The following is a 26,887-nucleotide window of genomic DNA, read 5'->3' as shown; positions in this document are numbered from 1 at the left end:
TAGGCGATGTCAGCTCAGGAAATTTTAGCCAGTGCCGGATCATTTTCAACCCATGATCTGCTTCTTTTTGAAGAAAAAACCCTTCGAAAAGTATTTAAGAAAAACGATACAATATTACTCCGGGGCGAGATTTGCCAATCTGTCTATTTCATCCTATATGGATCTTTTGTTCAGTTTCAGTCCAATGATGCTACTGAAACAATCATTGATCTTCACCTACCCAAAGAATGGATGTACAATCACCCAAGTTTGATTGAACAAAAGCCATCGGGTACAACAATTAAAGCATTTGAGGATGCAGAGGTAATCGAGTTAAGTTTAAGTAACCTGCATGAGCTGATTGCCAGGTCGCCGGCTTTCTTAAGCCTGGGAAGAATTTTTGGCCAGGCTAACCACCGGACTTATCTTTTCGATAATGCATTAAACCCTGCACAAAAATACAATTACATTAAAAATGCCAAACCGCTCATTGTACAGGTTTTTCCGGTAAAAATGATTGCTTCTTATCTAAAAATAACGCCCGAAACATTGAGCAGGGTAAGGGCAAACCGTTACATTTCCTGATTTCGATCAAGTGCGGTTTCCATTGGAATTCTATAATTTTGTAAGAAAAAAGATATGCTGACAGAAATCAACCCAAAACTTCCAATGCGTGATAAAGGAATCACCAGAGATTTTTATGTGAATAAATTAGGCTTCAGGGATATTGGAGTTACCGATTTTAAGGATTACCTGATACTACAAAAAGATAATGTTCAGATTCACTTTTTTTTATTCGAAACACTCGATCCGAAAGAAAACTACGGACAAGTATATATTCGTACAAATGAGATAGAAACACTTTATAAAATGATGTTGGACATTAAAGATGGAGTACATCCTGATGGACATCTGCAGCTGAAACCCTGGGGGCAAAAAGAATTTGCCATGCTCGACCCTGACAGTAACTTACTTACCTTCGGACAGCACGTTTAGACTGGCTTACTGGTTCATTAGTCATTAGTTCACCAGTCATTGGTTCACCTGCCATTTAGTTCATTCGGCATGGGTTCATCAGGTGGTACAGGCCACCAACTCGTCATTGATTTGTTGCACATTATTATTTGATTATGGTTCGTTTAATCTATTGAACCGGTCAACCTGATTCGAACTGTGGATTGCCAACTTCCGACTAACTGGTATTTGATCGTCAGCCCTTGACAATGAAGCGGTCGGCGATCGACAATTGGCCAATTCGCTTTCAGCTTTCCGCCTTTTTTCCCTACATTTGGCTAATTAAAATTATCAAGAAATTATGCAATACGATGTCGTTGTTATCGGTTCAGGGCCGGGCGGTTATGTAGGCGCAATCCGTTGTGCTCAGTTAGGTTTAAAAACTGCAGTTGTAGAAAAATATAAAACTTTCGGGGGTACCTGCTTAAACGTAGGTTGTATTCCATCTAAGGCTTTGTTAGATTCTTCAGAGCACTACCACAATGCTGCTCATACTTTTACTACCCATGGTATCAACTTAAAAGATTTAAAAGTTGATATGAAGCAGATGATCGCCCGTAAAGACGATGTTGTTGCTCAAAATACAGCCGGTATCACCTATTTGTTCAAGAAAAATAAAATCGATTCTTACGAAGGTGTAGGTTCTTTTGTAGATAAAAATACCATCCTGGTAACCAAAACTGATGGAACTACCGAAACCTTATCGGCGAAAAATGTAATTATAGCAACCGGTTCAAAGCCAACGGCCTTACCGTTTTTACCAATCGATAAAAAACGCATCATTACCTCAACAGAGGCTTTAACCCTAAAAGAGGTGCCTAAAAGTATGGTTGTAATTGGTGGCGGTGTTATTGGTTTAGAATTGGGATCGGTATATGCCCGTTTAGGTACCAAAGTTTCGGTAGTTGAATTTTTGCCTTCAATTATTGGTACAATGGATGCCGGTTTGGGTAAAGAACTTCAACGCGTGTTAAAGAAAACCTTGGGTATGGAGTTTTACATGGGCCACAAAGTTACCGGTGCTACCACTAAAGGCAAAACCGTAACCGTTACTGCTGATACACCTAAAGGTGAATCCATTTCTTTGGAAGCTGATTACTGCATTGTTGCTGTAGGCCGTACGGCTTATACTGAAGGTTTAGGTTTGGATAAAATCGGTATCACGGTTGAAGAAAGAGGCAAAAAAATCCCGGTAAATGAGCACCTCGAAACTTCGGTTAAAGGTGTGTATGCAATAGGAGACGTCATTAAAGGTGCGATGTTAGCTCACAAAGCTGAAGATGAAGGTACTTATGTAGCTGAAACCATTGCCGGACAAAAACCGCATATCAATTATAACCTGATCCCTGGTGTGGTATACACCTGGCCAGAAGTAGCCTCGGTTGGTTTAACTGAGGAGCAGTTAAAAGAAAAAGGAATTAAATACAAAGCAGGTTCATTTCCGTTCAAAGCCAGCGGACGTGCGAAAGCCAGTATGGATACCGATGGTTTCATTAAAGTTTTGGCTGATGCCGATACCGACGAAGTGTTAGGTGTACACATGATTGGCCCGCGTGCAGCAGATATGATTGCTGAGGCGGTTATTGCAATGGAATTCCGTGCCTCTGCAGAAGATATTGCACGTACCTGTCATGCGCACCCAACTTATACTGAAGCGTTAAAAGAAGCTGCTCTTGCTGCAACTGATAACCGCGCAATACACATTTAAACATAGCTGTTAATCACAGCGTCATACTGAACTTGTTTCAGTATCTGTTTAATGAATTATATAAAAATCCTGGTATTTATACCGGGATTTTTTGTTTAATTTCTTATCCGTCTCTTGAGGTAGATCACAATGTTCCGGTTGAGATGACGATGCATGGTAATGAAGTTGGTGGATGATAATGTTGTGTATTGTTGCAAGGATGATTGAAGATTTCGCTTTGGTCTTTTTGCTTTCCACTTTGGTCTTTCTTCACAATTCCTTAACCAAATGATAATCTACACTGCTTGAAAAACAGCGTGATACAAATTTATTTTTGCGGTTCAGATAATAAACAACCATGAATTGTAAAAAACTATTTGGGGCAATCCTGATGGCATCACTGGCATTTGCCGCCTGTAAGAAAAACCCAACCGACGAACCGATAATAGATCCGCCAACTGAGGGGGTAGTTCCCGAAAAAATCGACAGTTTTAAAGAAATTGCTTCAATTGATTTGGGGGGAGAATTTGCTTCAGAAATTTCTGCATACGATCCCTTAACGAAAAGATTATTTGTAGTGAGTAATGATGGAGGAACCAAAGTTGATGTGGTAGACATGAGCAAATATCCAACCGTTACAAAATTGCAAACCTTAACCTTTGCAGCCAACGCGGGTATTAACAGTGTAGCGGTTAGTAACGGTTTATTGGCAATTGCTCTAGATGGTGCTGATAAGCAGGGAAATGGCGATGTTGTAGTATTAAAAACCTCCGACTTATCAGAAGTTAAGAAGATTACCGTGGGTGCCATGCCAGATATGGTAACATTTAGCCCGGATGGAAATTACATTTTATCTGCCAATGAAGGTGAACCGAACCTGGCTTACACCGTTGATCCTAAAGGGAGCATTTCAATTATCAATGTCAAAGATAATTACTCAATAAAAACAGTCGATTTCTCCGCTTTCGAATCGCAAAAAGCGACCTTGCTTGCGGGCGGTTTCAGGATTTACGGCTATAACGCAAGTTTTGCGCAGGATATTGAACCCGAATACATTACCGTAAGCAGCGATTCTAAAAAAGCCTACGTTACGCTTCAGGAAAACAATGGTGTTGCAGAAATTGATGTTGTTGCCGGAACCATTACCAAAATTACACCGTTGGGTACCAGGGACATCAGTTTGGCCGAAAATGCCTTTGATGTTAGCGATAAAGACAATAAAAAAGAATTGAATACATGGCCCATAAAAGCCTATTACCTGCCCGATGCAATCTCGTATTTTACTACCGGCGGTACTGCTTACCTGGCTTTAGCTAATGAGGGCGATACCCGTCAGGATTATAGCCCCAAAGAAGCAAAAGAAGAAGTACGCGTAAAAGACCTGGTGTTAGATCCGGTTAAGTTCCCTAATGCTGCAACCTTACAGTTAGATGCTAACTTGGGCAGGCTTACCGTAACCAATACTGCAGGTTTTACCCTGGTAGGTTCCAACAAAGTATACCAGGAGTTATACTCAACCGGCGGAAGAAGCGTAAGTATTCTGAATGCCAGTACCGGAACTTTGGTTGCCAATATTGGTAAAGATTTAGAACAACATGTAATTGATGCCGGTAAATACGACGACGACCGTTCGGATAATAAAGGTGTAGAAGTAGAAGGTGTAACTGTTGCACAGGTAAACGGACAAACCTTGGCTTTTATAGGCATGGAACGTGCAGATGCCATTGCCATTTACAATGTAACCAATCCTTCTGCACCAAAATTTGTTCAGCTATTCTCAACCGGCGATGCTCCTGAAGGTCTTTTGTTTGTTAAACCGAAAGACAGCCCTAACGGAAGGAGTTTATTAATTGTATCAAATGAAGCAGATGGAACTGTTCGGTTTTATCAGCCCGATAAAATATAATCTACGCTCCTGTTAATGATGATATTTTTTGGCCCCGGTTTTACACCGGGGCTTTTTTTGCATATAATTTATTTCTGTAAACAAAGAATAAAAACTAAGCCCTATATTGCAGCACAAAATAAAACTTTAGGGGTGCCTTCAAATCGTTGGCTGAGAATATACCCTTTTTGAGGTTAAAGGCAGAAGGTAAAAAGGTAGAGGGTAATTCCTTCAGCCTTAAAACCCTCCAGCCATCAACCTCGAATGGACCTGATCCGGGTAATGCCGGCGTAGGAAAATGAGTTTGTCTGCACAAGTGGCATATCATGCATTCTGCATTTTGAAGACTCCTGAAGTTATACATACACAAAAGGAAGTCTTTTTTATGAATTATATTAACGTTTTAACCATAGCCGGCTCTGATAGCGGAGGTGGGGCAGGTATCCAGGCCGATTTAAAAACATTTTCAGCACTGGGTTGCTTTGGCACCTCGGTAATTACTGCAGTAACCGCCCAGAATACCATGGGGGTAAGGTCTGTTCATGGTATTCCGGCCGAAATTATCAAAGATCAGCTCCAGGCCGTACTGGAAGATATATTGCCGGTGGCCATTAAAATCGGGATGATCAACCGTGCCGAGGTGGTACAGGTTATCGAAAAAGAACTAAAAGCCTATAACCAGCACGTTCCTGTTATTTTAGATCCTGTAATGGTTGCCACCAGCGGTCACCGGTTAATTGAACATGGCACCGTTAACCAATTGATCAAAAGACTGTTTCCGATAGTAAGCGTGGTTACCCCAAATATTGATGAAGCCATAATCCTTTCAGGACAAGAGATCAATACCCTCGATGATATGGTTGCGGCAGGGAAGAAAATCGTCTTAAAAGGTGCAAAGGCTGTTCTGGTAAAGGGAGGACATTTGGCTGGGCCGGTTATTTACGATGTGCTTATCGATGGAAAAGATGAGCCTGTAATATTAGAAAGCAATTTTATCAACTCTAAAAATCTACACGGTACGGGCTGTACCTTATCCTCAGCAATAGCAGCCGGAATGGCAAAAGGTCAGGATCTTTTAGCGGCCGTTAAATATGCCAAACACTATATCTGTAATGCCTTAGAAGCGGGCAGTCAGGTAAAAACAGGACAAGGTAATGGTCCTTTGAATCATTTTTTTAATCCCTTAAAATTAATGATAAAATGAAATGGAGCGAACAGGCGTGGGAAAGGACTAAGCCCATTTACAACAAAATTTTAACTATGCCATTTAATACAGAACTGAGTAATGGCACTTTACCGAAAGAAAAATTCATTTTTTATTTGGCTCAGGATGCTTATTACCTGTTTGAATTCGGGCGGACTTTAAGTACCATCGGCGGACGCATGCAAAATGCAGAACTAGTACTGGCTTATTCTGGGTTTTCTACAGGGGCAATTGTTGCCGAGCAGCGTTTACATGAAAGTTATTTTGTAGAGTTTGGTTTGCCGGATAAAGTGGAGCCTACACCTTCAACACTTTTATATACCAATTATATCCTTAACCAGGCCGCTTACGCCAATGTTGAGGTTGCGGCCGCGGCTGTTCTGCCCTGTTTCTGGATTTATAAAGCTGTGGGCGATTATATTTTTGCACGGCAAACAAGCGGTCAAAATCCCTATAAAAGGTGGATCGATATGTATGCCGGTGTTGAATTTGCTGCTGCGGTAGAGAAAACGATTGGCATTATCGATCAACTGGCTGCTAATGCTAACGCAGAAACCCTGGAGAAAATGTTTGTTGCATTTGAAATGGCCACGCGGTTAGAATGGATGTTTTGGGATAGCGCTTACAGGCAGGAAAAGTGGGAAATCTAATATTTTAAACCTTGCTGTTGCATTTTTTTTGATATAAAATCAAAATAATAGTCGGTATTTCCAATAGATTTAAGGAACTTTGTAATTCAATATTATTTAATCGCATCAATTTTGGAAGAAAGTACGCAAGACAGGGAAATTTTAGTTCAAGAAGAAGACAGGCCTGTATTAGTACAAAGTTCTCCAAAACAAGTCCGTTTGGCCATATCAGCCTTTTATTTTATGCAAGGGGTCTGTTTTGCCAGTTGGGCCAGCAGGATCCCCACTTTTAAGGCTGCTATGGGCTTAAATGATGCCGAGTTAGGCTCTATTCTTTTTGCATTGCCTGCAGGGCAGATCATTACCATGTTCTTCTCCGCAAAGCTAACTACACATTTTGGCAGTAAAAAAATGCTCAGGGCAACTGCGCCACTTTATGCAATTGCATTAACTTTTTTGGCATTGGCCACCACAGGTTGGCAATTGGCTGCTTTTTTGGTATTGTTTGGCATCACCGGTAATTTATGTAATATTGCTTTAAACACCCAGGGGGTTGCAGGCGAAAATTATTACGGCAAACCGATTATGAGCTCGTTCCATGGTGCCTGGAGCATTGGGAATTTAACCGGAGCTTTAATCGCTTTAGGTTTGGTTAATTTAAAATTGGGCATGTATACCCATTTTTGGATTATTGCCTTAATATCGTTAACAAATGTAGCATTTAGCTCGAAAAAATTATTAGACTATAATCGTAAACCCGAAGCTCAGGTCGAAAAAACAAAGTTTTTTACGATGCCTCAAGGGGTTTTGGTTTTATTGGGCATTATTGCCTTTTGCAGTATGGCTACCGAAGGAACCATGTTCGATTGGAGCGCTATTTATTTCGAAGATGTTGTGAAATTGCCACACAATAAAGCAATTATCGGTTATGCCTCGTTTATGTTTATGATGGCAAGCGGCAGATTTTTGGGGGTATACCTGATCGGTAAATTCGGGCGGAAAAACCTCCTGCAGATCAGTGGTGCAATTATATCCATTGGTATGGCCTTAGCCGTACTATTCCCGTATATCATTATTGCCATTTTGGGCTTTATGCTTATCGGTTTGGGCGTTTCGAGTATCGTGCCTATGGTTTACAGTATTGCAGGTAACAATAAAAAAGTGCCTGCCGGTAAAGCAATAACAATGGTTTCCAGTATAGGTTATTTTGCATTTCTCTTCGGGCCACCTTTAATCGGCTATGTTTCGCAATTATCGAGCTTACGTTACTCTTTCGGAATTATATCCGTTTTTGGCTTGTTGATTACTTTTTTGGTCACTAAAATAAAAGCGATAAACTAGTTTAGGTTTTCATTTCGTTAAAAAAGTATATCGGTCATTTGGAGCGTGCTATCTGTACAAAACAGCATTCCATTTGGGGTTTGCAGGGTGCAGAAACCCTTGTTCATAAACACGATTGAGCGGAATAGCCCGCATTCCGATTTTTTCATCGGGAGAGGACTATAAGCGAAAGCGGGGCTGCGCACCACCAAGAATTTCAAGCTGATCATTTCCCAATTCTAAAATTATTTTATATATGGAGCGCAATGCTGGTGCACAACACTCCGTTTCTTCCCGTTTTACGCTTATACGCTTCGCTTCCTCCTACCTCGTTGCTGCAGGGTAACGCTCCAACCGGGGCTAGGCGGCCAGAGCAGTATTTCATTTTTGGGGTTTGTATGGTGCAGAAACCTTTGTTCCTAAACCTGATTGAGCGGAATAGCCCGCATCACGATATTTCATCGGGAGAGGACTATAAGCGAAAGCGGGGCTGCACACCGCCAAGAACCACTGAATGTTCATTTCATAATTCTATTCCGGTTGTTGAGACACGAACGAAGGCGATGGGGGATAGATTGTAATTTGGAGCGCAAGGCTTCTGCAAAACAGCAAGTTTCTTCCCGTTTTACGCTTATACGCTTCGCTTCCTCCTACCTCGTTGCTGCAGGGTAACGCTCCAACCGGGGCTAGGTGGCCAGAGCAGTATTTCATTTTTGGGGTTTGTATGGTGCAGAAACCTTTGTTCCTAAACCAGATTGAGCGGAATAGCCCGCATCCCGATATTTCATCGGGAGAGGACTATAAGCGAAAGCGGGACTGCAAACCGCCAAGAACCACTGAATGCTCATTTCCAAATTCTATTTCGGTCGGTGAGACGCCAACCCATGGAATAAAATTAAAGTAGTTTTTATAAAGAGCGCAATGCTTCTGCAACACAAAGAGTTTCTTCCCTTTTTGCGCTTCGCTTCCTCCTACCTCGTTGCTGCAGGGTAACGCTTCAACCGGGGCTAGGTGGCCAAAGCAGTATTTCATTTTTGGGGTTTGTATGGTGCAGAAACCTTTGTTCCTAAACCAGATTGAGCGGAATAGCCCGCATCCCGATATTTCATCGGGAGAGGACTATAAGCGAAAGCGGGGCTGCACACCGCCAAGAACTACAAGCCGATCATTTCCTAATTCTATTCCGGTCGATGAGATACGAATCGATAAGATATTTATGGTACCTGGAGAAACGAACGATGGCGATAAATGATGATTTATTATTTGGAGTGACCCTGTCGATAGAGCGTAACAACTTACTACTTACGTGCTATTCTTTCCTTATCAATCCATGCTCTTTTAAGGCTGCAACAGCGAGCTCAATTAACCTTAAATTTTCTTCCTGATGCCCATGCTGTACTTCTACATTGATATAGGGGATATTATTCTGCATGGCATAAACCGACAATGAACCATCGTTGGAAGCGAATTTAGACTGAAGGATAACGTTTACGTTTGCCTTTTTTAAGCTCGTAAATAACCTGGCTTCGGTTACATAAATCAGATCGTCGCCATCCATCTGGAAGTTGATGTAAACAGAATCGGCCGTGCTGGAAAGGTCGTATCCAGGCAAATAAGAGGAGATGCCAAAACCTCCGTCGGCATTATTGTGTAGGGTTAAAAAATAGCCGGTGGTTTTTGGGTCGTAAAAATCAACAATTTGCTTTCCGGCGTTCAATATGGCTTTTTCAACTTCGTTTGTGCTGAACTGGCTTTTCTTTAACCTGGTGTTAACCCCCACTTCGGTATATATCGCGTTGGGGTCTATGCGGTACTGGTCGTCCATATAGCTGAAATAATAATCCCTCACCGCTCCATACTGACTGTCTATGAGCTCTCCACCGTTCCACCGGATGTAATCAAAACCTGCTTTTACACCGGTATCTTCATTATCATGTACCACTAAAAATCTTACACCATTAGGTTTATAGCTGTATTTAACCAGGGTAATGTCCAAATTGCAGAGCTTAATAAAACTCGAATCCGTACGCATTGCCGCAAAAACAGGAGGGTGCTGCGCTTTTACAGCCAAGGTAGAGCAGATCAGGAACAGGCTAAGAATGATTTTGAACATAATCTACAATATACAAAATGGGTACATAATTTGTTTGAAGACGACCTTGTATAATTATCTGTGCATACCAGGAGCAAGCTGTTTATATACTGCCCGCTTTCAGAATTCCAGTTAGCAAAATGAAATTGATCCCGGTGAAATAAGAGCATATGAGCTAAATAAAATTTAATTATCCGCAGCCAAAATCTTATATTTTATGTATATTTTGGCTGCAGATAATTTTTTATCCGCAGCCAAAATATTATATTTGAGGTATGTTTTGGCTGCAGATAAAATTTAGTTTTATGGTTAATGTTAAAAGGAGAAAAAATGGAATTGCTCATTGGAAGAATAGCTGAGAAAAAAATACTGTCAGAAGCACTTGCCTCGCCTTCATCAGAACTATTGGCGGTCTTTGGCAGGAGAAGGGTCGGAAAAACTTTCCTGATCCGATCGGTTTTCCAGAAACAGCTCATCTTCGAGCTTTCGGGAGTTCATGATGCGAACGCCGCTGAGCAACTGCTCAATTTCAGCAAGGCGATGGCAGATGCATTAGATTCCCGGTTAACTCCTGCAGTTCCTAAGAACTGGACAGAAGCTTTTTGGCAACTCCGAGAATTTGCAAGCCCTATACTTAAAAAAAGAAAAGCTGTAATTTTCTTTGACGAGTTCCCTTGGCTAAGCTCGCATAAATCAGGCTTTCTTTCTGCATTCGAATATTTTTGGAACCAATGGGCCTCACAACAGCCAAATCTGATTGTTGCGATCTGTGGATCTGCTGCCACCTGGATGATCAGAAAGGTTGTAAACAGCAAAGGAGGTCTGCACAATCGGTTAACGCGTAAAATACGCCTGTTGCCTTTCACCCTGCACGAGACAGAACAGTATCTAAAAAGAAATAATATCAATATTGACCGCTACCAGGTGCTGACTATTTTTATGGTAATGGGTGGTGTACCACATTACCTAAAAGAACTAAAAAAAGGAGAAAGTGCTACGCAGGCCATTGATAGGCTTTGCTTCACTAAGGATGGCCTCCTTTCAACAGAATTCACCAACCTTTACCGCTCGTTGTTCGAAAACGCCGACAGGCACATTTCTGTAGTCAGGGCACTCGCAGATAAACCGTCGGGCTTAACAAGAAACGAAATCATTGCGGCATGTAACCTGCAGAGTGGGGGGACTACCAGTATTTTACTCGAGGAGCTTGTGGAGTCGGGTTTTATTACTCCGAACCTGCCTTTCCAAAAGAATGCTAATCAAAGCATTTACAAACTCAGCGACGAATACAGCCTTTTTTATCTTAAATTTATTGAACATTCCCGCGCTACTGGTACAGGCACATGGTTAAAAAAATCATTAACGTCTTCCTGGAGGAGTTGGAGTGGTTATGCCTTTGAAGGGATCTGCATGAAACATACAGATCATATTAAGCAGGCGCTGGGCATTTCTGGAGTGTTTACTGAAACATCAGCCTGGCGATATATTTCAAAAGATGGGAAGGGTGCGCAGGTAGATCTATTGTTAGACAGACAGGATAATGTGATCAGCGTATGTGAAATGAAGTTTTCGAGTACTGAGTTTGTAATAGACAAGACTTATGCAGCTGAGTTACAATACAAGCTTGAGGTATTCCGTCGGCAGAGCAAAACAAAAAAGACATTATTTCTGGCCATGGTTACCACCTATGGTGTTAAAAACAATATGTATTCTATTGGTCTCGTGCAAAATGAAGTTACCATGGATGATTTGTTTTTACCATAGTATAATTTACCAAGAGGATTCAAAGCGTTATTTTTATCAATTTTTGGATAGCCAAAAGTACCGGTTTCAAGAGGGTTAAATTCGATAGATCCGTAATTCACTGCACCCACGCGGATCCTTATGCTAAAAATCCCACTAAAAAAGCCCCGATTTTAGGGTCGGGGCTTTATATTGCTAATTTGGGTGTTAATTAATGTCCGTGATCTAAATCGTACTCATTAACATCTTTATGGTCATAAGGTTCTACCATTAGTTCATCAATGCTTTTCCCTTTTTTGTTGAAGCCAAAGCGTTCCAGCATTCTATCAAAGATTAAATATACCACTGGTACAACAATCAGGGTTAAGAATAACGAACTGGTTAATCCACCAACAATAACCCATGCCAAACCGTTTTTCCATTCGGCACCGGCGCCACTTGCCAATGCAATTGGAAGCATACCAAATACCATGGCAATGGTTGTCATCAGGATTGGTCTTAAACGTGCGTGGTTGGCCAATACAAGTGCCTCTTTGGTTTCTTTACCTTCTGCCTTTAAGTGGTTGGTAAAATCGACCAGGATAATCGCGTTTTTCGCTACCAGACCCATCAACATAATTAAACCTAAAATGGTGAATATACCGATTGAGTTATTGGTTAATGCCAGCGCCAGTAATGCCCCGATAACCGCTAAAGGAAGAGAAAACATTACCACCAACGGATAAATAAAACTATCATACAGGGCTACCATGATCAGGTATACTAAAATAATCGAGGCCAATAAGGCTATACCCAATGTACCAAAACCTTCACTTTGGTTCTCCTGATCGCCCGCCCAGCTATAACTTACGCCAATAGGTGCTTTTAACTTTCCGTTTTCTTGCAATTCTTTCAGCTTTGCCTGGAATTCTGCAACCACTGTTCCTGTTGGCCTTCCGATAGACTGTGCTTTGACCGATACCGAGGTAGATTTATTTAAACGCTCTAACTGACTTGGTCCTGAACCTTCAGTAATGGTTGCAAACTGCGATAATTTAATCTGTGCGCCCGCACTGTTTACAAAAATCAGGTTACGTACGTCATCGATATTTTTACGGTTAAAGTTCTGATACTGGATATTGATATCGTACTCGTATTCACCTTTTCTGTATTTACCATCGGTATTACCTGCAAAAGCGGTTTGCATGGTAGAACCAACGGTTTGTAAGGTTAAGCCAACTGCCGACATCTTATCGCGGTCTACCTGAACGTTAATCTCAGGAGTTCCTTTTTCTACCGATAATTTAATCTCTGTAGCTCCAGGGATCGATGCAAGTACTTTTTGTGCACCTTCAGCATATTTTAAAGCACTATCCAGGTCCGATCCCATTACCACCAACTGTATCGGTGCGTTTTCTGCGATACCCAAAATACTGATCGGAACCGTTTTTACTTTTGCTCCAACCAGTTCTTTCGCCAGTGCCCTACTCATTTTGGTAGCAAAAATATCTGAAGAAACCCCTTTACGCTGATCACGCTCAACCAGTTTCACATTAATTTCCGATTTATAGGCGGTAGCCTGTGTACCTCCAAAATCACCGGTTGATTGGCCAACAGTAGTGATTAACTGTGTAATTTCTGGCTGTTTATCCAAGAAAGCCTCTGCTTTTTGGGTTAAAAAGTTGGTTTGCTCTAAAGAAGCATCCTTAGGTAGTTCCAGTTGTACCAGGAATTCGCCTTTATCTGATTTAGGGAAGAACTCAGAACCGATAAAACCACCAGCTAACAGTCCGCATGAGCTAAAGAACATCACCACCACAATAATTAATGTAAGCGCTTTGTGGTTTAAAGACCAGGTTAAGATACTGGTAATCCAAAGGGTAAATCTCTTTAGCTGTTTTTCAAACCAAAGGATGAAACGGCCGAACAGGTTTTTACCTTCAATACGTTCCAGTTTACCAAAACGCGAGAAAATTAAAGGTACGATGGTAAATGAAGCCACCAACGAAAGGAGGGTAGCAATAATTACCACGATACAGAACTGGCGCAGGATGTTTGATACCAAGCCGGTACTTACCGCGATTGGGAAGAACACTACCACGATTACAAAAGTGATGGATACTACCGTAAAACCGATCTCCCTGGTTGCATCAGAGGCCGCCCTCACTTTGTTTTTACCCATCTCCATGTGTCTTTGGATGTTCTCCAGTACCACAATCGCATCATCCACGAGGATACCTACCACGAGTGATAGTCCAAGCAGCGACATTAAGTTTAAGGTAAAGCCAAACAAGCCGATCCCGATAAAGGTTGCAATTAACGACACCGGGATAGATACCATTACGATGATAGCGTTACGTAAACTATGCAGGAAGAAAAGCATTACAAATGCCACCAGGATAACTGCAAGAATTAAATCGTGGATTACCGCATCGGCTGATTCCAATGTGAAAATCGAACTGTCATTTACAATCCTGATATCGAGTTTATTTGCTGCATATTCATTTTTAAGCTTGGCAATAACGGCATGTACGCCTTTACTCACTTCTACCGCGTTCGCATCACTTTGTTTGATGATCTGGATGGCAATAGCGGCCTTACGGTCGATACGCGCCAGCTTTTCGGTTTCTTTCTGTGAATCCTGAACATCGGCTACATCACCCAAACGGATCTGGGTACCGGTTTTGGAAGTGGTTAACACCAGGTTTCTTAACTCGTCCATACTTCTGTACTTACCCGATAAACGGATTAATACATCCTGGTTTTGTGTTTTAACACTTCCGGTAGGGAAATCCAGGTTCGAAGAAAGGATCATCTGCTGTACCTGTGGAACGGATAAATTGTAACCCTGTAATTTATCAGCATCTAATGATACCTGGATCTCACGCTCTGAACCACCTACAAGGTTAACCTGGGCGATACCGTTTACCCTCGAAATTACCGGGGCAATACGCTTATCGATCAGGTCGTAAAAAGAAATGTCGTCCATGTTTGCAGATGCCGACATGGTGATCACCGGCAGGTCATCTAAAGAGAACTTACTTAAAGATGGCGTTTTTACATCCTCCGGAAGCTCAGAAAGAATGGCGTTAACCTTTCTCTGTGCATCGTTTAAGGAAATATCGATGTTTGCCGCATCCGTTAAGGTGATGGTAACCGTTGATAAACTCTCAAACGATACCGAGTTGATCTTTTTGATATTTTCCATCGATGATACCGCATCCTCGATCTTTTTGGTTACGGTATTTTCGACCTCATTTGGTGAAGCACCAGGGTAGATGGTCGAAATAGATACTACGTTGTTAGAGAATTTTGGAAGTAATTCATAACCCAACGAAAAGTAACTTAACAGCCCGAGCAAGGTAAGTGCGGTAAATACCACAATCACCAATGAGGGCCTTTTTATTGATATATCTGTTATCTTCATTTTTATTGGTATTGCGTTTTGCTTAAATATTGACCCTTCACTTCGACTTCGTTCAGTGCGAGCTCAGGGCAACAAACTGTAAACTGAAAACAGCCGGCCAGACTATTTTACGATACTTACCGGAGTACCCTCAGCCAGGTTAATCTGTCCGCTGGTGATTACGGTTTCACCTTCTTTTAAGCCATCAATAATTTCAACATTATCGCCCAAAATACGGCCGGTAACTACATTGCGTACTTTAGCAACGTTAGCTGCCCTATCGTACACAAACACCTGGTTGCTGCTTACGCTGCCCACAAACGAGGTACGCGGAATCAGGATGCTTGGTGCCTGTTTAGGGAAATTGAATACAGCCGTTCCATACATACCTGCCCTTAAGCTGTTTTTGATATTGTTGGTTACTTCAATTTCAACCGGGAAGTTTAAGGTAGCATCGGCTTTCGGAGCAATAAAGGTAATTTTGCCGGAGAATTTCTCGTCAGGGAAAATCGTCGATTTAATGTCGATATTATCACCGATTTTTAAGCTGGCCACCTGCGATTCGTTTACGTTAACTTTAAGTTTCAGCTTGGAAACATCAACCAGTTCGAACAACTGTGTACCCTGTGCTGTTACAAAAGCGCCCACTTCAATGTATCTTTTATTCACGATACCGTTAATAGGTGATTTAATGTTGGCATCGCTCAGTTTGCGTTGCGAAGCCTGTAAGCGCAGTTTTGCATTTCTGGTGGCCAATTTAGCCTGATCTAACTGTTGTTGTGTTACGCCACCTGTTTCGTACGAACTTTGGTACCTGGCTTCATCTCTTTTCGCGTTTTCGTAAGATGCCTGCGCAGTTTCCCTGTCGGTGTTGATAATTTCTGCATCAATACGGGCCAATACCTGTCCTTTGCTCACGCGGTCACCTTCATCAACATTAATAGCGGTAATACGACCGGCATTTTCTGATAAAAAATTAAGTTCCTGTTTAGGAGCAAAGTTTCCGTTGGCAACGAAATCCATGTCCACAACCTTTTTTTCTACTGTAGCAACACGAACGGCAACCGCACCTCCACCTTTAGCAATGAAAGCAGTTTTCTCTTCGTTTTTCTTTTTATTGTTGTTTAAAATATAGGCTATTGCACCAAGGGCAACAACAACTACGATAATGATGGTAATTACTCTTTTCATTTCTCTTGTACTAGCGATTTAATATTTCCGTTTGATTTAATTAGTTGTATTTCGGCTATCTTATAATTTAATAAAGCCTGTGTATAGCTGTTCTGTGCTTCGGTTAACGAATTCTCGGTTTCTAAAAGATCGGTTAACGATGCTAAGCCATTGTTATAGTTGTTTTGCGTGCTTTTATAGATCTCCTGAGCCAGATCTGCATTTTTGCGTTGCGACTTAATGGTATTTAAGTTATTACGCAGCTGGATCTTGGCATTTTCGTAAGCCAGGTTTAAAGAGTTTACAGACTCCCTTCTGCTTTCCCTTGCTTTTTTGATATCTACATCTGCCTGACGGATTTTTGAACGCGTTAAAAAGCCGTTAAAAATGGGCACTTTTAAGGTCAGGCCGATTGCAGATGCACCGTATCCGATTGCTGCCGCATTGGATTTTAAAAAGTCAAAACCGTCGCTTTGGCTCGAGTATGTATAGTTGCCCGTTAAAGCCAGTGATGGATAATACTCGGCAACATAAGCTTTTCGCTGCAGCGATAAAAGTTTATCCTGGTTATCCAAAAGTTTCACCTCTGTCCTGTTTGCCAGGTCAATGGAATCGGTAAACACAGGGAGTGTGGTAACTTCGGTTAATTCGGTTGCAGGCAGGCTGATCGGTGTAGAAACCGGCATGCCCATCGAGAATTTTAACTGGTTTTCCAATTGTGTAATCGCATTGATCACCTGCTCACGTTGAGTATTCAGGTTGGTTAAGTTCACTGCAATACGGTCTACATCGATTTTTCTGGCCAGGCCGTTTTTAAACTGGTTCCCAATTACCTTCTCAATGATTTTAACATTTTTAATGTTGGTATCGATTACGTTTAACTGCTGCCTGTTTACCAGAACCTGGTAATAATTGTTGGCAACCAGTTCGATAATCTGTTCTTCAGTTAATTTAGAAGTAAGGTTGTAATACTCCTCGCTCGATCTTGCCGCCTGCAGGCCGGTAAAAACCTGCTGGTTGAACAATTGTTGCGAAAGCTGAACACCCGCGGTCGAATTCCAGTTCTGGCCTAATTTGATCGCCTGTGTCTGTCCACCGAAATTGGCAACCAGTTGACCGATAATCGGGTTGTAAGTTAAACCAACGTTACCCGTAATCTGGGGTAAGGCCTGTGCCCTGACTTCCTCTACCTTGTATCTTCCACCTTCAATGTCCAGTTTGGCATTGCGTACCTTGGTGTTGTTTTGGAGCGCATAGGTTAGCGCATCTTTTAAGGTAACTTGCTGCTGGGCCATTACCAGCTGCGGTAAAACGGAGCCGATCAGGAGTATGAGCATCAATTTTATTTTTACTCTAAGCATAATGTATTGTTTTTTGTTTTTGGGTTCCTATCTATTTAAATTTAAATCCCTGCTACGGATGTCTGATGCTTCCGTTCGCTATTTAATCAGCACACCTTAATCCCCGTACAAATATGGAGGTAAGGTTTTTCTGCTTCATTGTCATTTTATTTATTGTCTTTTTATCAGGGAAAAGGTCTTTTCCGGTTTCCATAATGCACATGGTACTAAGCCCCATCAGGCTTTCGAGATAAAGCTCGGCAATATGCGCGCAGTCATCATGTTCGATTTCTTTTTTATCTCTTGCCCGGCTAAAAATCTCGGAGAAAAAATCTTTTTCCGTTTGTTTTAAGGTCTGTAACTTCCCTTTAATTACTTCATCGTTCAACAGATCGGGAATACCTTCAGTAATCCTTAACATGTAATACTTTTGAAAAAAAGTGTTTCTTACATCGATGGCGTTAAAAAGGATTTCTTCTATCGGCAGATCAGGATTGTATTTCTTTTTAATGAGTTCAAAGAAATCATTAAACACCCTTTCTATTACCCCAATAATCAAATGCTTTTTATCCGGGAAATAATAATAAAGCGACGGTTTGGAAACGGAGAGGTCTTCAGCAATGTCGTTCATCGTGGTTTTACCAATACCAAAATGGATAAAGCGTTTTATCGCACCATCAATAATCTGCTCTCTCTTTTTATCGGCTACAATCATTTTACTTTTCTACTTTCTGACTTTTTTAATATTTTAGTCAAAAATAGTGCTAAAAAATCATTTGCCATGAAAGCCCGGTTAAAAAGCAGATTAAGCTTACAATTCTGTGACACAATATTGTCGTTTCGACTGTTTATATACCTTTACAAACCAATCATTTAAGCATTTTGTCAGTATTCACCAATGTATTTACCGTACTATTTACCATCCTGGCGATGGAGTGTTTCTCGTGGTTTATACACAAATATCTGTTTCATGGTGTGCTGTGGTTTCTGCACAGGAGCCATCACCAAAAGGCCCATTCTTTTTTCGAATGGAACGATCTGTTTGCTTTGTTTTTCGCCGCGCTTTCGCTGTATTTAATGTACAGGGGCAGTGAAGATTTCGACTACAGGTTTTTTATTGGTTTAGGTATTACCTTATACGGTTTAATTTATTTTGTGATACACGATTGGTTTGTGCACCGTCGTTTTAAAACTTTCAAAAGCAATAATGCCTACCTAAAGGCTGTTAGGAAAGCCCATAAAATTCATCACAAAAACAGGGAGAAAGAAAATGGAAAGGCTTTTGGGCTGTTATTTGTAAGGAAGAGTCTGATCAAAAATGATCGAAATATTTTTTAACTAAATAATTAGTTTTATATTTAACGTCATAAATATAAAACCGATGAGGAAACTTATTATTTGCCTGGCGCTAATTTTTGTAGGCTCACTGCACGCACAAACGATCAAATTTACCATAGAAGGGGTGATTCAAAAACCTAAAAACGCAAAATTCGCTTATCTGGTAAGTGATGCACCGGTTACAGGAAAACCCGATCTGTTTTTAGTTGGGCCAACAGAAGGGGATCATTTCCTGTTATCAGCCACATCCAGTCTGGAAGGAAAACTTTTGCGGAAGGGTTTTATTTTTCTTGATGAACGCGGAGATATGACTTTAGCTGAAGTAAAAGCCAGGATAAAACAGAAGGTTTGGTTTGTTGGAGGAAGTGCCAATCTTAAAAGTATTTTTCTGGAAGATATTAAGTTGGATATTGAAAACCCTTATAACATAGCGTCTGCAAAAATAATTAGCGGAGGGATTTATCTTCAGCAAACTGAAGATGCCAAAAAAGCATTAAAAGAACGGAAGTTTTTAAATTTTATTAAGCAGAATGCCGATTCGCCGGTGGCACTTATGGAAGTGGGTAACCTTGTACGGTATGCCAATATACCCGATTTTTTTAAGGATTCTGATTTCCGCTCGCCTGCAGAACTGTACGGTGCACTTTCGGATCGGTTACGACAAACCGATGAAGCAAAGGCAATTAAAAGGGAGATCGATGAACCCTTAAAAAAATAGGGGTTAACGGGCCTGTTTTATCTTCACTTGCTGTTGGCAGGATACTTGCTCTTTTTTATTAAAGCGATACCATGAGAAGGATTTACCTTGCCCTTGTGCTTTTGCCCTTGGTTGTCATCACATCCTGTGGCAAAAAGACTGATAAAGACCGCGCCATTGAGCTCGTTGAAGCTCAATATGAAAATAGCGATCGTGATTTGAATTTTGATGATTCAAAATTGGACAGCCTTTACAATATTTCTCCGGGTGCTTATGCCGATAGCCTAAAAAAAGGAAAAGAGCTGGATGTTGCCCTGGCTCAGTTAGAGAGCCAGATTGAACATTTGAGCCAGGCGGAGTCGGATAGTGTAGGATTGATTAGTGCCAGATTAACCAAAGAGCGTTACCGTTTGCTGGAGCTTGCTAAAACAAAACCTGCATTTATAGGCTGGAAACTTTCTGGTGTTGCTATAGAAGGTGATAAGCATGAAGTTTTAAGTTTTAATTTTGATAAGGGGATTACCAAAATCATTCCTTAAACTATTTTTTATTTTACTTTTGCAGCATAACATAAAATCAATATGCTTCAGATCCAGGAAAATATCTCGTTAAAACCATATAACTCATTTGGCATAGAGGTTAAGGCCGCATACCTTGCCGAAATATTTACAGAAGAGGAGTTAACAGAGTTGTTTCAGAATGATTTGATAAAATCGCAGAAGTTATTTATAATCGGTGGAGGAAGCAATGTATTGTTTACCCATGATTATGAAGGCCTGGTCATTAAAATCAGTATAAAAGGAGTTTCGTCCGAAATAGTAGATAAGCGGATAATGGTAACTGCCGGGGCAGGTGAAGTCTGGAACGATTTCGTACAGTATTGCGTAACCCATGGTTTTGCAGGGATAGAAAATTTAAGCCTCATACCCGGCACAGTAGGTGCTTCACCCATACAGAATATCGGCGCTTATGGTGTAGAACTAAAAGATGTTTTTGAAAGCTGTACCGCTTTTGATATGGAAACCGGTAATATTAAAACCTTTTTTTACGACGATTGCCATTTCGGTTACCGTGAAAGTATTTTTAAAGGCGCATTAAAAGGACGGTACATTATAACTTCGGTTACTTTCCATTTGTCGGCCGAAGCAAAAATCAATACTTCTTACGGCGCGATTGAAGCCGAGTTGCTAAGCAAAGGAATCGAAAAGCCGGATATTGCCGATGTTTCTGCAGCTGTTTCCCATATCCGGGTAAGCAAATTGCCCGACCCATCTACAATTGGTAACGCTGGCAGTTTCTTTAAAAACCCAGTGATTGAAAAATATGAATTTGCCGATATTGTGGCAAAACACCCCGATGTGGTGCATTATCCCACAGCGGATGATAAAATTAAATTGGCGGCAGGCTGGCTCATCGAACAGTGCGGCTGGAAGGGCAAAAAAGTGGGCAATACGGGTACCTGGAAAAACCAGGCATTGGTTCTGGTTAACCATGGTGGTGCAACTGGCATGGAAGTTTATGACCTATCTGAACAGATTATAGACAGTGTAAAGTCTACTTTTGGAGTCACTTTAGAAAGGGAAGTAAATATTCTGTGACGAAAACGCGTCAAAAAGTAGTTCTGCGTTATTAGCACTGCGCCATAAATTTTTGGTACTAAGTTTGTTCAGCTTTATGGGAATAAACAATAATTCATTTGTTTTAATTTACCTAAAGCTAAACATCATGACAAAATTTGAATTCAATCATCTGGTTAATCATCACTCGGTATCGCTTAGATCTTATGCATTAAATTTTACTAAAGATGCAGAAGATGCAAATGATTTGGTTCAAGATACCATGCTGAAAGCGATCACTTATTACAATAAGTTTAAAGAAGGAACGAATTTAAAAGGATGGTTGTTTACAATTATGAAAAATACTTTCATTAACAACTATCGCCGACTGGTGAAAACCAATACGTTGATTACACAGAGTGAGGACATCTCTTCTGCGAATCTGTCGTATAGCGCAACCAAAAACCAGGCTGAGGGTAAATTTGTGCTTGGAGATATTGATAAAGCCCTTTCACAATTGCCTGAGGAGTATTACGTGCCTTTTATCCGTTATTTTGAAGGATATAAATATCACGAAATTGCTGACATGTTAGCGATTCCGATCGGAACAGTAAAAACCCGTATCCACGTGGCAAGGGGAATTCTGAAAAAATATTTAAAAACCTATTCGAAAGAAATTGCCAGTACAGAATTGGCTTAAGATACATCAATCGAAAAACGAAGGGCTCAGATATCATCTGGGCCTTTTTTCTTTAATTCCGCACTCGAGCGGAATGTGAACTGACGGGCGACCAAGAAGTGCTCAGCTGAACGATCTGTAGATATAAATCTTCAGAATATGATTACTTGGATTTGTTTCAGGGCCCTGCGCGAGAAACAGGTCCCTTGTTCTACGATGTTCGGATGGAGATAGTGTTTTTTATTTCCAAAATTTCATAAAAAGCAAAAGGCCTGAAACTTCAGGCCTTTTTGCTTATCATATATTTGGTTAGTTGATTCTTATTTTTTCTTTCAACAATTCGCCTTCTCTCTTATTTTCGAAACAAATTAAAACCCCAACGATTATGTGTTTTTAGGCTTTAAATGCTGTGTTTTTGTTTTGTGGTTATAAAGATAAGGGAAATTTTAAATTTGTCAAGCTTTTTTTAACTTTTTTTTTATTTCTTTTGCTGCCACTTGCCCTGAGATGATGGCAGGGGGTACACCAGGCCCGGGAACGGTTAATTGTCCGGTGTATAAAAAATTTGTTACCTTACTTTTCATCCTGGGTTTTAAAAAAGCAGTCTGTTTCAAGGTGTTTGCTAATCCGTACGCATTTCCTTTAAAGGCGTGATAGTCTGCTGCAAAATCGCTCATGGCATAACTGCGCTTAACCAAAATGTGACCATTAAGGTCGTTTCCGGTCAGCTGTTTGAAGCGTTCGATCATTAAATTGAAATATTCTTCTCTTTTGCTTTCGTTATCTTTTAAACCGGGTGCCAGAGGAATTAAAAAGAAAAGATTCTCACAACCTTCAGGTGCAATACTTTTATCGGTTACTGAAGGACAGCATACATAAAACAGCGGTTTTGATGGCCATTGCGGATGGCTGTAAATTTCTTCGGCGTGTTGATCAAAATTCTCATCAAAGAATAAATTGTGGTGTAATACATTATCGAGTTTTTTATTCAGGCCAATGTAGAATAAAAGGCAGGAGGGTGCCATTGTCCTTTTTTCCCAATACTTTTTACTGTAGTTACGGTAAGGTGTATCAAAAAGATGCTGATCAATGTGGTGATAATCTGCATTGCCCACCACAAAGTCGCTTTTAAAATTTCCTTTATTGGTTATTACGTATTCCGCCAGGTTGTTTTTTACTTCAATTTTGGTTACTTCCGTGTCGAAAATAAATTTCACACCCTGGCTTTCCGCAATATGCTGCATAGCAGCTACAATTTTGTGCATTCCGCCTATGGGGTACCAGGTGCCCAATACAAGGTCAGCATAGTTCATCAGGCTGTATAAAGCGGGTGTATTCTGAGGTGTGGCGCCTAAAAACAGAACCGGGAATTCTAAAAGTTTCCGCAATCGCTCATTTTTAAATAAGTGTTGTACATGTTTTCGCATGTTACCCAAAAGCTGCAATTTAATGCCACTAAGGGCCAGCCTGGGGTCGAAATATTCCATTACGCTGTGTGAGGGCTTAAACACATACTCATTCATGCCTACATCATATTTATATTTTGCCTGAGCGAGAAAATGCTGCAAGTTGTTACTGCTGCCTGGCTCTAGTTTTTCAAATAAGGCATATAAATCATCCAATGTGGCCGGAACATCGATGGTATCGTTTTTGCCAAAATAAATGCGGTAAGAAGGGTTTAATCTTTTTAAGGTATAAAAATCGGAAGCAGTTTTTCCGAATAAATTATAATAGTTCTCAAAAACATCGGGCATCCAGTACCAGCTTGGGCCCATATCGAATAAAAAGCCATCTTTTTGCCAGGTTCTGGCCCTGCCGCCCGCCATTTCGTTCTTTTCGATAACGGTAACCTCGCAACCATCTTTAGCCAGTAAAGCAGCAGCAGCCAGGCCGGCAAAACCAGCACCGATAACGGTAACCGTGGGTTTTTTCTCCATGGTGTAAATAAAGGAATTTTATGGCGTTTTGTTTTTGTTTTTTTATTATTCTGCGGTTGTCATGTTAAACACAGTGAAGAATCCTTAAATATATTTTACCATCTAGGAATTAAGAAAGGTTTTCTTAATTTCTTAATGTCGAAGAATGAATAGCTACGAAGAGAACTCTTAATAGATTTATTACATTTGCCAATATCTTATGATTAAACTACGCATTATATTTTTCCTGCTATTTGCAGTTAGCCATATTACTTACGCTCAGTTGTCTACTGAAGAAATTGCGATATTAAAAACTAATATGGTGAAGGCGGTAGAAAATTCAAAGCTGACCGACTCGTTATTTAACAAGTTGAACAAACTTCCGAATAAAACGGCCCTGATCACGGGCTATACCGGTACTTTGGAAGCACTTAAAGCCAAACATTCGTGGAATCCCTACAACAAGATCAGGTATGTAAGCCGATCGCTCAAAACCATGCAAAAGGCAATTGATATGGATAAAGAAAACCTGGAAATCCGTTTTATGCGGTTTTCAATTGAATTTTACACCCCTTCCTTTCTTGGTTTCAGTAAAGATTTAGCCCTGGATAAAAAAGAGATCATTAAGCATTATCAAAATGAAAATTTTGGCCTTGCCGATCGCGAACTGATTAAAAACGTAGCTAAATTTATGATCGACAGTAAAAAATGCAATGCTGCAGAAGTTAAAATTTTGAAAAAATACCTCTAGAATGAATTATATCTATCTGCTTATTAATGTTGCCGTAATTTTTTTTCCGCTGGTTTTATCGTTCGATAAAAAGGTTCATTTTTTTAGTAAATGGAAGTTTGTATTCCCTGCAATATTGCTTACCGGTATGGTGTTTTTAGTTTGGGATGTGTTGTTCACCAAACTTAATGTGTGGTCTTTTAATCCCCGATACCTAATCGGCATAAACCTTTTAGGACTGCCTTTAGAAGAGATTTTATTCTTTTTAACTGTTCCTTATGCCTGCATATTTATTTATGAGTGTTTAAACGCCTATTTCCCTAAAAATGGCCTGCAAAAGTATAGCCTGGCAGTAAGTAACCTGTTTCTGGGGCTTTGTATAGCCATTTTATTTTTTGGTTATAACAGGTGGTATACGTTAATTAATTTCGGCTTTTTATTGATCGTGCTGGCTTATGTAGAATATGTAAATGTGGAATTCAGGTTTATGTACCGGTTTTACAGGGCTTACCTCGTTTCGCTTGTCCCTTTTTATATTGTAAATGGTTTTTTAACCGCTATCCCGGTTGTGATGTACAATAACAAAGAAAATATGGGTTTTAGAATAGGCACGATACCTTTCGAAGACCATTTTTATTTGATGAGTTTATTGTTGATGAATATTTTCCTCTATGAGCTTTTTAAAGGCAGGGCCGCTAAACTTATAAATAAGGGAGATTATTAATTAAAATAAAATACCATGGCCATGGTTCGTCTCTCTACGTACCATAAACTTTATCCCATCATAAAGCCTTACCGGTTGTGTTTCACCAGAATAGAATTAGGAAATGAGCATTCACTGGTTCTTGGCGGTATGCAGTCCCGCTTTCGCTTATAGTCCTTGCTGCGCTCCGGGCTATTCCGCTCAATCGGGTTTAGGAACAAGGGTTTCTGCATCCTGCAACCCCAAAAATGAAATACTGCTGTTGCCACCTAGCCCCGGTTGAAGCGTTACCCTGCAGCAACGAGGTATCCCGAACTTTCGGGAAAGCGTATAAGCGTAAAACGGGAGCAAACTCTTTGTGTTTCAGAAGCATTGTGCTCCCTGTAAAAATTACTTTATCCCATTGGTTGGTGTCTCACCGAGCGAAATAGAATTTGGAAATGAATGGTACGTGGTTCTTGGCTGTTTGCAGTCCCGCTTTCGCTTATAGTCCTCTCCCGATGAAATATCGGGATGCGGGCTATTCCGCTTAATCGGGTTTAAGAACAAAGGTTTGTGCACCTGCCAAAATGAAATGCTGCTGCTTTAATCATAATGACACCATACGTATCATATTTTTTGTCCTACAAACTGCTTTTTGTTTATCTTCAAGGCCAAATAATATCAATGGATTTACCTGTTTATACCAAACAGCAACTGGCCCTAAGGAACGGGCAGGATAAGCCGCAGATTTGGGTGGCTTACAAGGGCCTGATTTACGACATGACCGAAAGCAGATTATGGCGTAATGGTAAACATTATGAACACTGGGCAGGCCAGGATTTAACTGACGAATTGCCTGATGCACCACATACCGATGCTGTTTTTGAAAAGTTTACTCCAATTGCCATGCTGGGTTAAACCAGGTTAATTTTAGTAAGGGTTGATTGTTTTAGCTCCTTAAACTCTGATGGCCTTTTACCCACCATTTTATAAAAAGTATTGCTGAAAGAAGAAATGCTGTTATAGCCCACCTGGTATGCCACTTCGCTGATGGTGGCATCGCTTTCCAATAATTTTTCCATCGCCTTAATCATTCTGGCAAGTTTCAGGTACTGGAAAAAAGAAGTGTCTAAAGCCGATTGAAATAGTCTTGACAGCGTACGCTCACTAAAGCCCATGGCTTTGCCCACGCTTTCCAAGCTCATGTTATCGTTGCCTAATCCATCTACAATATACCTTAACACCGGTCTTAAGCGCAAGTTTTCAGTGGTTGGCAGCGCAATGGGCAGGGGATGTTCGCTCACCACAGGCAGAATGTTTTTAAGTGTATTTAAAAAATCGTATTCGTGTGTTTTGGGTAAAATATTCCCATTCCAGCGCTCCGAAAAGAGGAACATCTCTAGCAAGAGGTTGTTCACCGGATAAATACCAATCTGTTTATAAAATGGACTTTCATCATCTGTAGTGGTATCAAAATAAATATTCCGCACAATGGCAGCATGGTAGCGGTGCTGTAAATGGTGCTCAACCCCAGCGGGGATCCAGACATAATGCCGGGCAGGCAAAAAGTAAGATTTCTCTTTGGTGTAAAGAAAAATAATACCACCCTCTACATAAGTAAGCTGTCCTTTTAAATGCTTATGGTCTTGAAATCGGTCTTCAAACCTGCTATGCCAAACGTACATGGTTTCTGGTTTTTCGTCGATTGCAAATAAAAGATCTTCGTTCTTAACTTTTATCATTTGGCTGGTTTGAATAAATATATGTCAGTTTAGATAAAACAAAGTAACAGATCTGTAGCGAAATTTGCATCATTAATTAACAGATATGATTTTTTT

The 26,887-nt window shown here is 40.6% G+C and carries 24 protein-coding genes; 16 read left to right on the top strand and 8 right to left on the bottom strand.

Going from position 1 to position 26,887, the window contains the following annotated elements; genetic code table 11:
- Positions 1-6 precede the first annotated feature (6 nt).
- From GGQ60_RS14060 to GGQ60_RS14030, 7 genes are all read left to right on the top strand, one after another.
- Entirely contained in the window at positions 7-564 is a 558-nt protein-coding gene (locus GGQ60_RS14060; protein ID WP_183765456.1) for a Crp/Fnr family transcriptional regulator, read from the top strand.
- Between the two features lie 54 nt (positions 565-618).
- Positions 619-975 carry a bleomycin resistance protein gene (locus tag GGQ60_RS14055; RefSeq protein ID WP_183765453.1) on the top strand — a complete coding sequence of 119 codons (357 nt, stop codon included), beginning with the start codon at positions 619-621 and terminating at the stop codon, positions 973-975.
- A gap of 319 nt (positions 976-1,294) precedes the next feature.
- Complete coding sequence (gene lpdA / locus GGQ60_RS14050; protein ID WP_183765450.1) at positions 1,295-2,701, top strand: dihydrolipoyl dehydrogenase; 1,407 nt, start codon at positions 1,295-1,297, stop codon at positions 2,699-2,701.
- Between the two features lie 337 nt (positions 2,702-3,038).
- Positions 3,039-4,586, top strand: coding sequence for a choice-of-anchor I family protein (locus GGQ60_RS14045; protein ID WP_183765447.1), 1,548 nt, complete (start codon positions 3,039-3,041; stop codon positions 4,584-4,586).
- A 364-nt stretch (positions 4,587-4,950) separates the two neighbouring features.
- Positions 4,951-5,769 carry a bifunctional hydroxymethylpyrimidine kinase/phosphomethylpyrimidine kinase gene (thiD, locus tag GGQ60_RS14040; RefSeq protein ID WP_183765444.1) on the top strand — a complete coding sequence of 273 codons (819 nt, stop codon included), beginning with the start codon at positions 4,951-4,953 and terminating at the stop codon, positions 5,767-5,769.
- On the top strand, positions 5,766-6,419 hold the full coding sequence (locus GGQ60_RS14035; RefSeq protein WP_183765441.1) for a TenA family protein: 654 nt from the start codon (positions 5,766-5,768) through the stop codon (positions 6,417-6,419). The genes thiD and GGQ60_RS14035 overlap by 4 nt, the downstream gene beginning before the upstream one ends.
- Positions 6,420-6,530: 111 nt before the next feature.
- Positions 6,531-7,739, top strand: coding sequence for an MFS transporter (locus GGQ60_RS14030; RefSeq protein WP_183765438.1), 1,209 nt, complete (start codon positions 6,531-6,533; stop codon positions 7,737-7,739).
- Positions 7,740-8,516: 777 nt separating this feature from the next.
- Here GGQ60_RS14030 and GGQ60_RS14025 read toward each other — a convergent pair.
- Complete coding sequence (locus GGQ60_RS14025) at positions 8,517-8,750, bottom strand: hypothetical protein (RefSeq protein ID WP_183765435.1); 234 nt, start codon at positions 8,748-8,750, stop codon at positions 8,517-8,519.
- Positions 8,751-9,027: 277 nt separating this feature from the next.
- Complete coding sequence (locus GGQ60_RS14020; RefSeq protein WP_183765432.1) at positions 9,028-9,831, bottom strand: hypothetical protein; 804 nt, start codon at positions 9,829-9,831, stop codon at positions 9,028-9,030.
- A gap of 309 nt (positions 9,832-10,140) precedes the next feature.
- On the opposite strand from GGQ60_RS14020, the gene GGQ60_RS14015 reads away from it, so the two are divergent.
- Positions 10,141-11,574: an AAA family ATPase gene (locus tag GGQ60_RS14015; protein WP_183765428.1), complete on the top strand. Its 1,434-nt coding sequence runs from the start codon at positions 10,141-10,143 to the stop codon at positions 11,572-11,574.
- Between the two features lie 190 nt (positions 11,575-11,764).
- Here the strand turns inward: GGQ60_RS14015 and GGQ60_RS14010 are convergent, their stop codons facing one another.
- The 4 genes from GGQ60_RS14010 to GGQ60_RS13995 form a co-directional block, all read right to left on the bottom strand.
- Complete coding sequence (locus GGQ60_RS14010; RefSeq protein ID WP_183765424.1) at positions 11,765-14,959, bottom strand: efflux RND transporter permease subunit; 3,195 nt, start codon at positions 14,957-14,959, stop codon at positions 11,765-11,767.
- Between the two features lie 102 nt (positions 14,960-15,061).
- Positions 15,062-16,129, bottom strand: a complete 1,068-nt coding sequence (locus GGQ60_RS14005) for an efflux RND transporter periplasmic adaptor subunit (RefSeq protein WP_183765421.1) — start codon at positions 16,127-16,129, stop codon at positions 15,062-15,064.
- Entirely contained in the window at positions 16,126-17,469 is a 1,344-nt protein-coding gene (locus GGQ60_RS14000; protein ID WP_183765418.1) for a TolC family protein, read from the bottom strand. Before GGQ60_RS14000 ends, GGQ60_RS14005 begins: the two co-directional genes overlap by 4 nt.
- A gap of 82 nt (positions 17,470-17,551) precedes the next feature.
- The gene (locus tag GGQ60_RS13995) at positions 17,552-18,163 is read right to left on the bottom strand and encodes a TetR/AcrR family transcriptional regulator (RefSeq protein WP_183765415.1); all 612 of its coding nucleotides are present in this window, start codon (positions 18,161-18,163) and stop codon (positions 17,552-17,554) included.
- A gap of 167 nt (positions 18,164-18,330) precedes the next feature.
- Between GGQ60_RS13995 and GGQ60_RS13990 the strand changes: the two genes are divergently transcribed.
- From GGQ60_RS13990 to GGQ60_RS13970, 5 genes are all read left to right on the top strand, one after another.
- Positions 18,331-18,786 (top strand): sterol desaturase family protein, encoded by a 456-nt coding sequence (locus GGQ60_RS13990; RefSeq protein ID WP_183765412.1) that lies wholly within the window; start codon positions 18,331-18,333, stop codon positions 18,784-18,786.
- A 43-nt stretch (positions 18,787-18,829) separates the two neighbouring features.
- Positions 18,830-19,504 carry a hypothetical protein gene (locus GGQ60_RS13985; protein ID WP_183765409.1) on the top strand — a complete coding sequence of 225 codons (675 nt, stop codon included), beginning with the start codon at positions 18,830-18,832 and terminating at the stop codon, positions 19,502-19,504.
- A gap of 71 nt (positions 19,505-19,575) precedes the next feature.
- Complete coding sequence (locus tag GGQ60_RS13980) at positions 19,576-20,022, top strand: hypothetical protein (protein ID WP_183765406.1); 447 nt, start codon at positions 19,576-19,578, stop codon at positions 20,020-20,022.
- A 42-nt stretch (positions 20,023-20,064) separates the two neighbouring features.
- Entirely contained in the window at positions 20,065-21,081 is a 1,017-nt protein-coding gene (gene murB / locus GGQ60_RS13975; RefSeq protein WP_183765403.1) for a UDP-N-acetylmuramate dehydrogenase, read from the top strand.
- Positions 21,082-21,208: 127 nt separating this feature from the next.
- The gene (locus tag GGQ60_RS13970; protein WP_183765400.1) at positions 21,209-21,739 is read left to right on the top strand and encodes an RNA polymerase sigma factor; all 531 of its coding nucleotides are present in this window, start codon (positions 21,209-21,211) and stop codon (positions 21,737-21,739) included.
- Between the two features lie 434 nt (positions 21,740-22,173).
- Here the strand turns inward: GGQ60_RS13970 and crtID are convergent, their stop codons facing one another.
- Positions 22,174-23,655, bottom strand: coding sequence for a bifunctional phytoene desaturase/3,4-desaturase (gene crtID, locus GGQ60_RS13965; RefSeq protein ID WP_183765397.1), 1,482 nt, complete (start codon positions 23,653-23,655; stop codon positions 22,174-22,176).
- A gap of 199 nt (positions 23,656-23,854) precedes the next feature.
- Here crtID and GGQ60_RS13960 point away from each other — a divergent pair, with 199 nt between their 5' ends.
- The 3 genes from GGQ60_RS13960 to GGQ60_RS13950 all read left to right on the top strand — a co-directional run bounded on the left by GGQ60_RS13960 (position 23,855) and on the right by GGQ60_RS13950 (position 25,967).
- On the top strand, positions 23,855-24,385 hold the full coding sequence (locus GGQ60_RS13960; protein ID WP_183765394.1) for a hypothetical protein: 531 nt from the start codon (positions 23,855-23,857) through the stop codon (positions 24,383-24,385).
- A 1-nt stretch (position 24,386) separates the two neighbouring features.
- Complete coding sequence (locus GGQ60_RS13955; protein ID WP_183765390.1) at positions 24,387-25,088, top strand: lycopene cyclase domain-containing protein; 702 nt, start codon at positions 24,387-24,389, stop codon at positions 25,086-25,088.
- 645 nt (positions 25,089-25,733) lie between these two features.
- Entirely contained in the window at positions 25,734-25,967 is a 234-nt protein-coding gene (locus tag GGQ60_RS13950; RefSeq protein ID WP_183765387.1) for a cytochrome b5 domain-containing protein, read from the top strand.
- On the opposite strand, the gene GGQ60_RS13945 is transcribed toward GGQ60_RS13950, so the two are convergent.
- The gene (locus GGQ60_RS13945; protein WP_183765384.1) at positions 25,964-26,791 is read right to left on the bottom strand and encodes a helix-turn-helix domain-containing protein; all 828 of its coding nucleotides are present in this window, start codon (positions 26,789-26,791) and stop codon (positions 25,964-25,966) included. The two genes, GGQ60_RS13950 and GGQ60_RS13945, sit on opposite strands and share 4 nt — an antisense overlap.
- Positions 26,792-26,887: the final 96 nt, after the last annotated feature.

It is taken from the genome of Pedobacter zeae (assembly GCF_014196715.1).
GTDB classification, from domain to species: domain Bacteria; phylum Bacteroidota; class Bacteroidia; order Sphingobacteriales; family Sphingobacteriaceae; genus Pedobacter; species Pedobacter zeae.
This window is presented reverse-complemented; position numbering and strand designations above follow the sequence as displayed.

What these genes read in the sequence shown, in the direction of transcription:
- GGQ60_RS13985 (WP_183765409.1), top strand. Translation starts at nt 18,830, where the DNA reads ATGAGGAAACTTATTATTTGCCTGGCGCTAATTTTTGTAGGCTCACTG.
- GGQ60_RS14000 (WP_183765418.1), bottom strand. Translation starts at nt 17,469, where the DNA reads ATGCTTAGAGTAAAAATAAAATTGATGCTCATACTCCTGATCGGCTCC.
- GGQ60_RS13960 (WP_183765394.1), top strand. Translation starts at nt 23,855, where the DNA reads ATGATTAAACTACGCATTATATTTTTCCTGCTATTTGCAGTTAGCCAT.
- murB (WP_183765403.1), top strand. Translation starts at nt 20,065, where the DNA reads ATGCTTCAGATCCAGGAAAATATCTCGTTAAAACCATATAACTCATTT.
- GGQ60_RS14015 (WP_183765428.1), top strand. Translation starts at nt 10,141, where the DNA reads ATGGAATTGCTCATTGGAAGAATAGCTGAGAAAAAAATACTGTCAGAA.
- GGQ60_RS13955 (WP_183765390.1), top strand. Translation starts at nt 24,387, where the DNA reads ATGAATTATATCTATCTGCTTATTAATGTTGCCGTAATTTTTTTTCCG.
- GGQ60_RS13980 (WP_183765406.1), top strand. Translation starts at nt 19,576, where the DNA reads ATGAGAAGGATTTACCTTGCCCTTGTGCTTTTGCCCTTGGTTGTCATC.
- GGQ60_RS13945 (WP_183765384.1), bottom strand. Translation starts at nt 26,791, where the DNA reads ATGATAAAAGTTAAGAACGAAGATCTTTTATTTGCAATCGACGAAAAA.
- GGQ60_RS14035 (WP_183765441.1), top strand. Translation starts at nt 5,766, where the DNA reads ATGAAATGGAGCGAACAGGCGTGGGAAAGGACTAAGCCCATTTACAAC.
- GGQ60_RS14025 (WP_183765435.1), bottom strand. Translation starts at nt 8,750, where the DNA reads ATGAAATACTGCTTTGGCCACCTAGCCCCGGTTGAAGCGTTACCCTGC.
- GGQ60_RS14005 (WP_183765421.1), bottom strand. Translation starts at nt 16,129, where the DNA reads ATGAAAAGAGTAATTACCATCATTATCGTAGTTGTTGTTGCCCTTGGT.
- GGQ60_RS14045 (WP_183765447.1), top strand. Translation starts at nt 3,039, where the DNA reads ATGAATTGTAAAAAACTATTTGGGGCAATCCTGATGGCATCACTGGCA.
- GGQ60_RS13950 (WP_183765387.1), top strand. Translation starts at nt 25,734, where the DNA reads ATGGATTTACCTGTTTATACCAAACAGCAACTGGCCCTAAGGAACGGG.
- GGQ60_RS14020 (WP_183765432.1), bottom strand. Translation starts at nt 9,831, where the DNA reads ATGTTCAAAATCATTCTTAGCCTGTTCCTGATCTGCTCTACCTTGGCT.
- GGQ60_RS13970 (WP_183765400.1), top strand. Translation starts at nt 21,209, where the DNA reads ATGACAAAATTTGAATTCAATCATCTGGTTAATCATCACTCGGTATCG.
- lpdA (WP_183765450.1), top strand. Translation starts at nt 1,295, where the DNA reads ATGCAATACGATGTCGTTGTTATCGGTTCAGGGCCGGGCGGTTATGTA.
- GGQ60_RS14010 (WP_183765424.1), bottom strand. Translation starts at nt 14,959, where the DNA reads ATGAAGATAACAGATATATCAATAAAAAGGCCCTCATTGGTGATTGTG.
- GGQ60_RS14055 (WP_183765453.1), top strand. Translation starts at nt 619, where the DNA reads ATGCTGACAGAAATCAACCCAAAACTTCCAATGCGTGATAAAGGAATC.
- GGQ60_RS14060 (WP_183765456.1), top strand. Translation starts at nt 7, where the DNA reads ATGTCAGCTCAGGAAATTTTAGCCAGTGCCGGATCATTTTCAACCCAT.
- crtID (WP_183765397.1), bottom strand. Translation starts at nt 23,655, where the DNA reads ATGGAGAAAAAACCCACGGTTACCGTTATCGGTGCTGGTTTTGCCGGC.
- GGQ60_RS13995 (WP_183765415.1), bottom strand. Translation starts at nt 18,163, where the DNA reads ATGATTGTAGCCGATAAAAAGAGAGAGCAGATTATTGATGGTGCGATA.
- thiD (WP_183765444.1), top strand. Translation starts at nt 4,951, where the DNA reads ATGAATTATATTAACGTTTTAACCATAGCCGGCTCTGATAGCGGAGGT.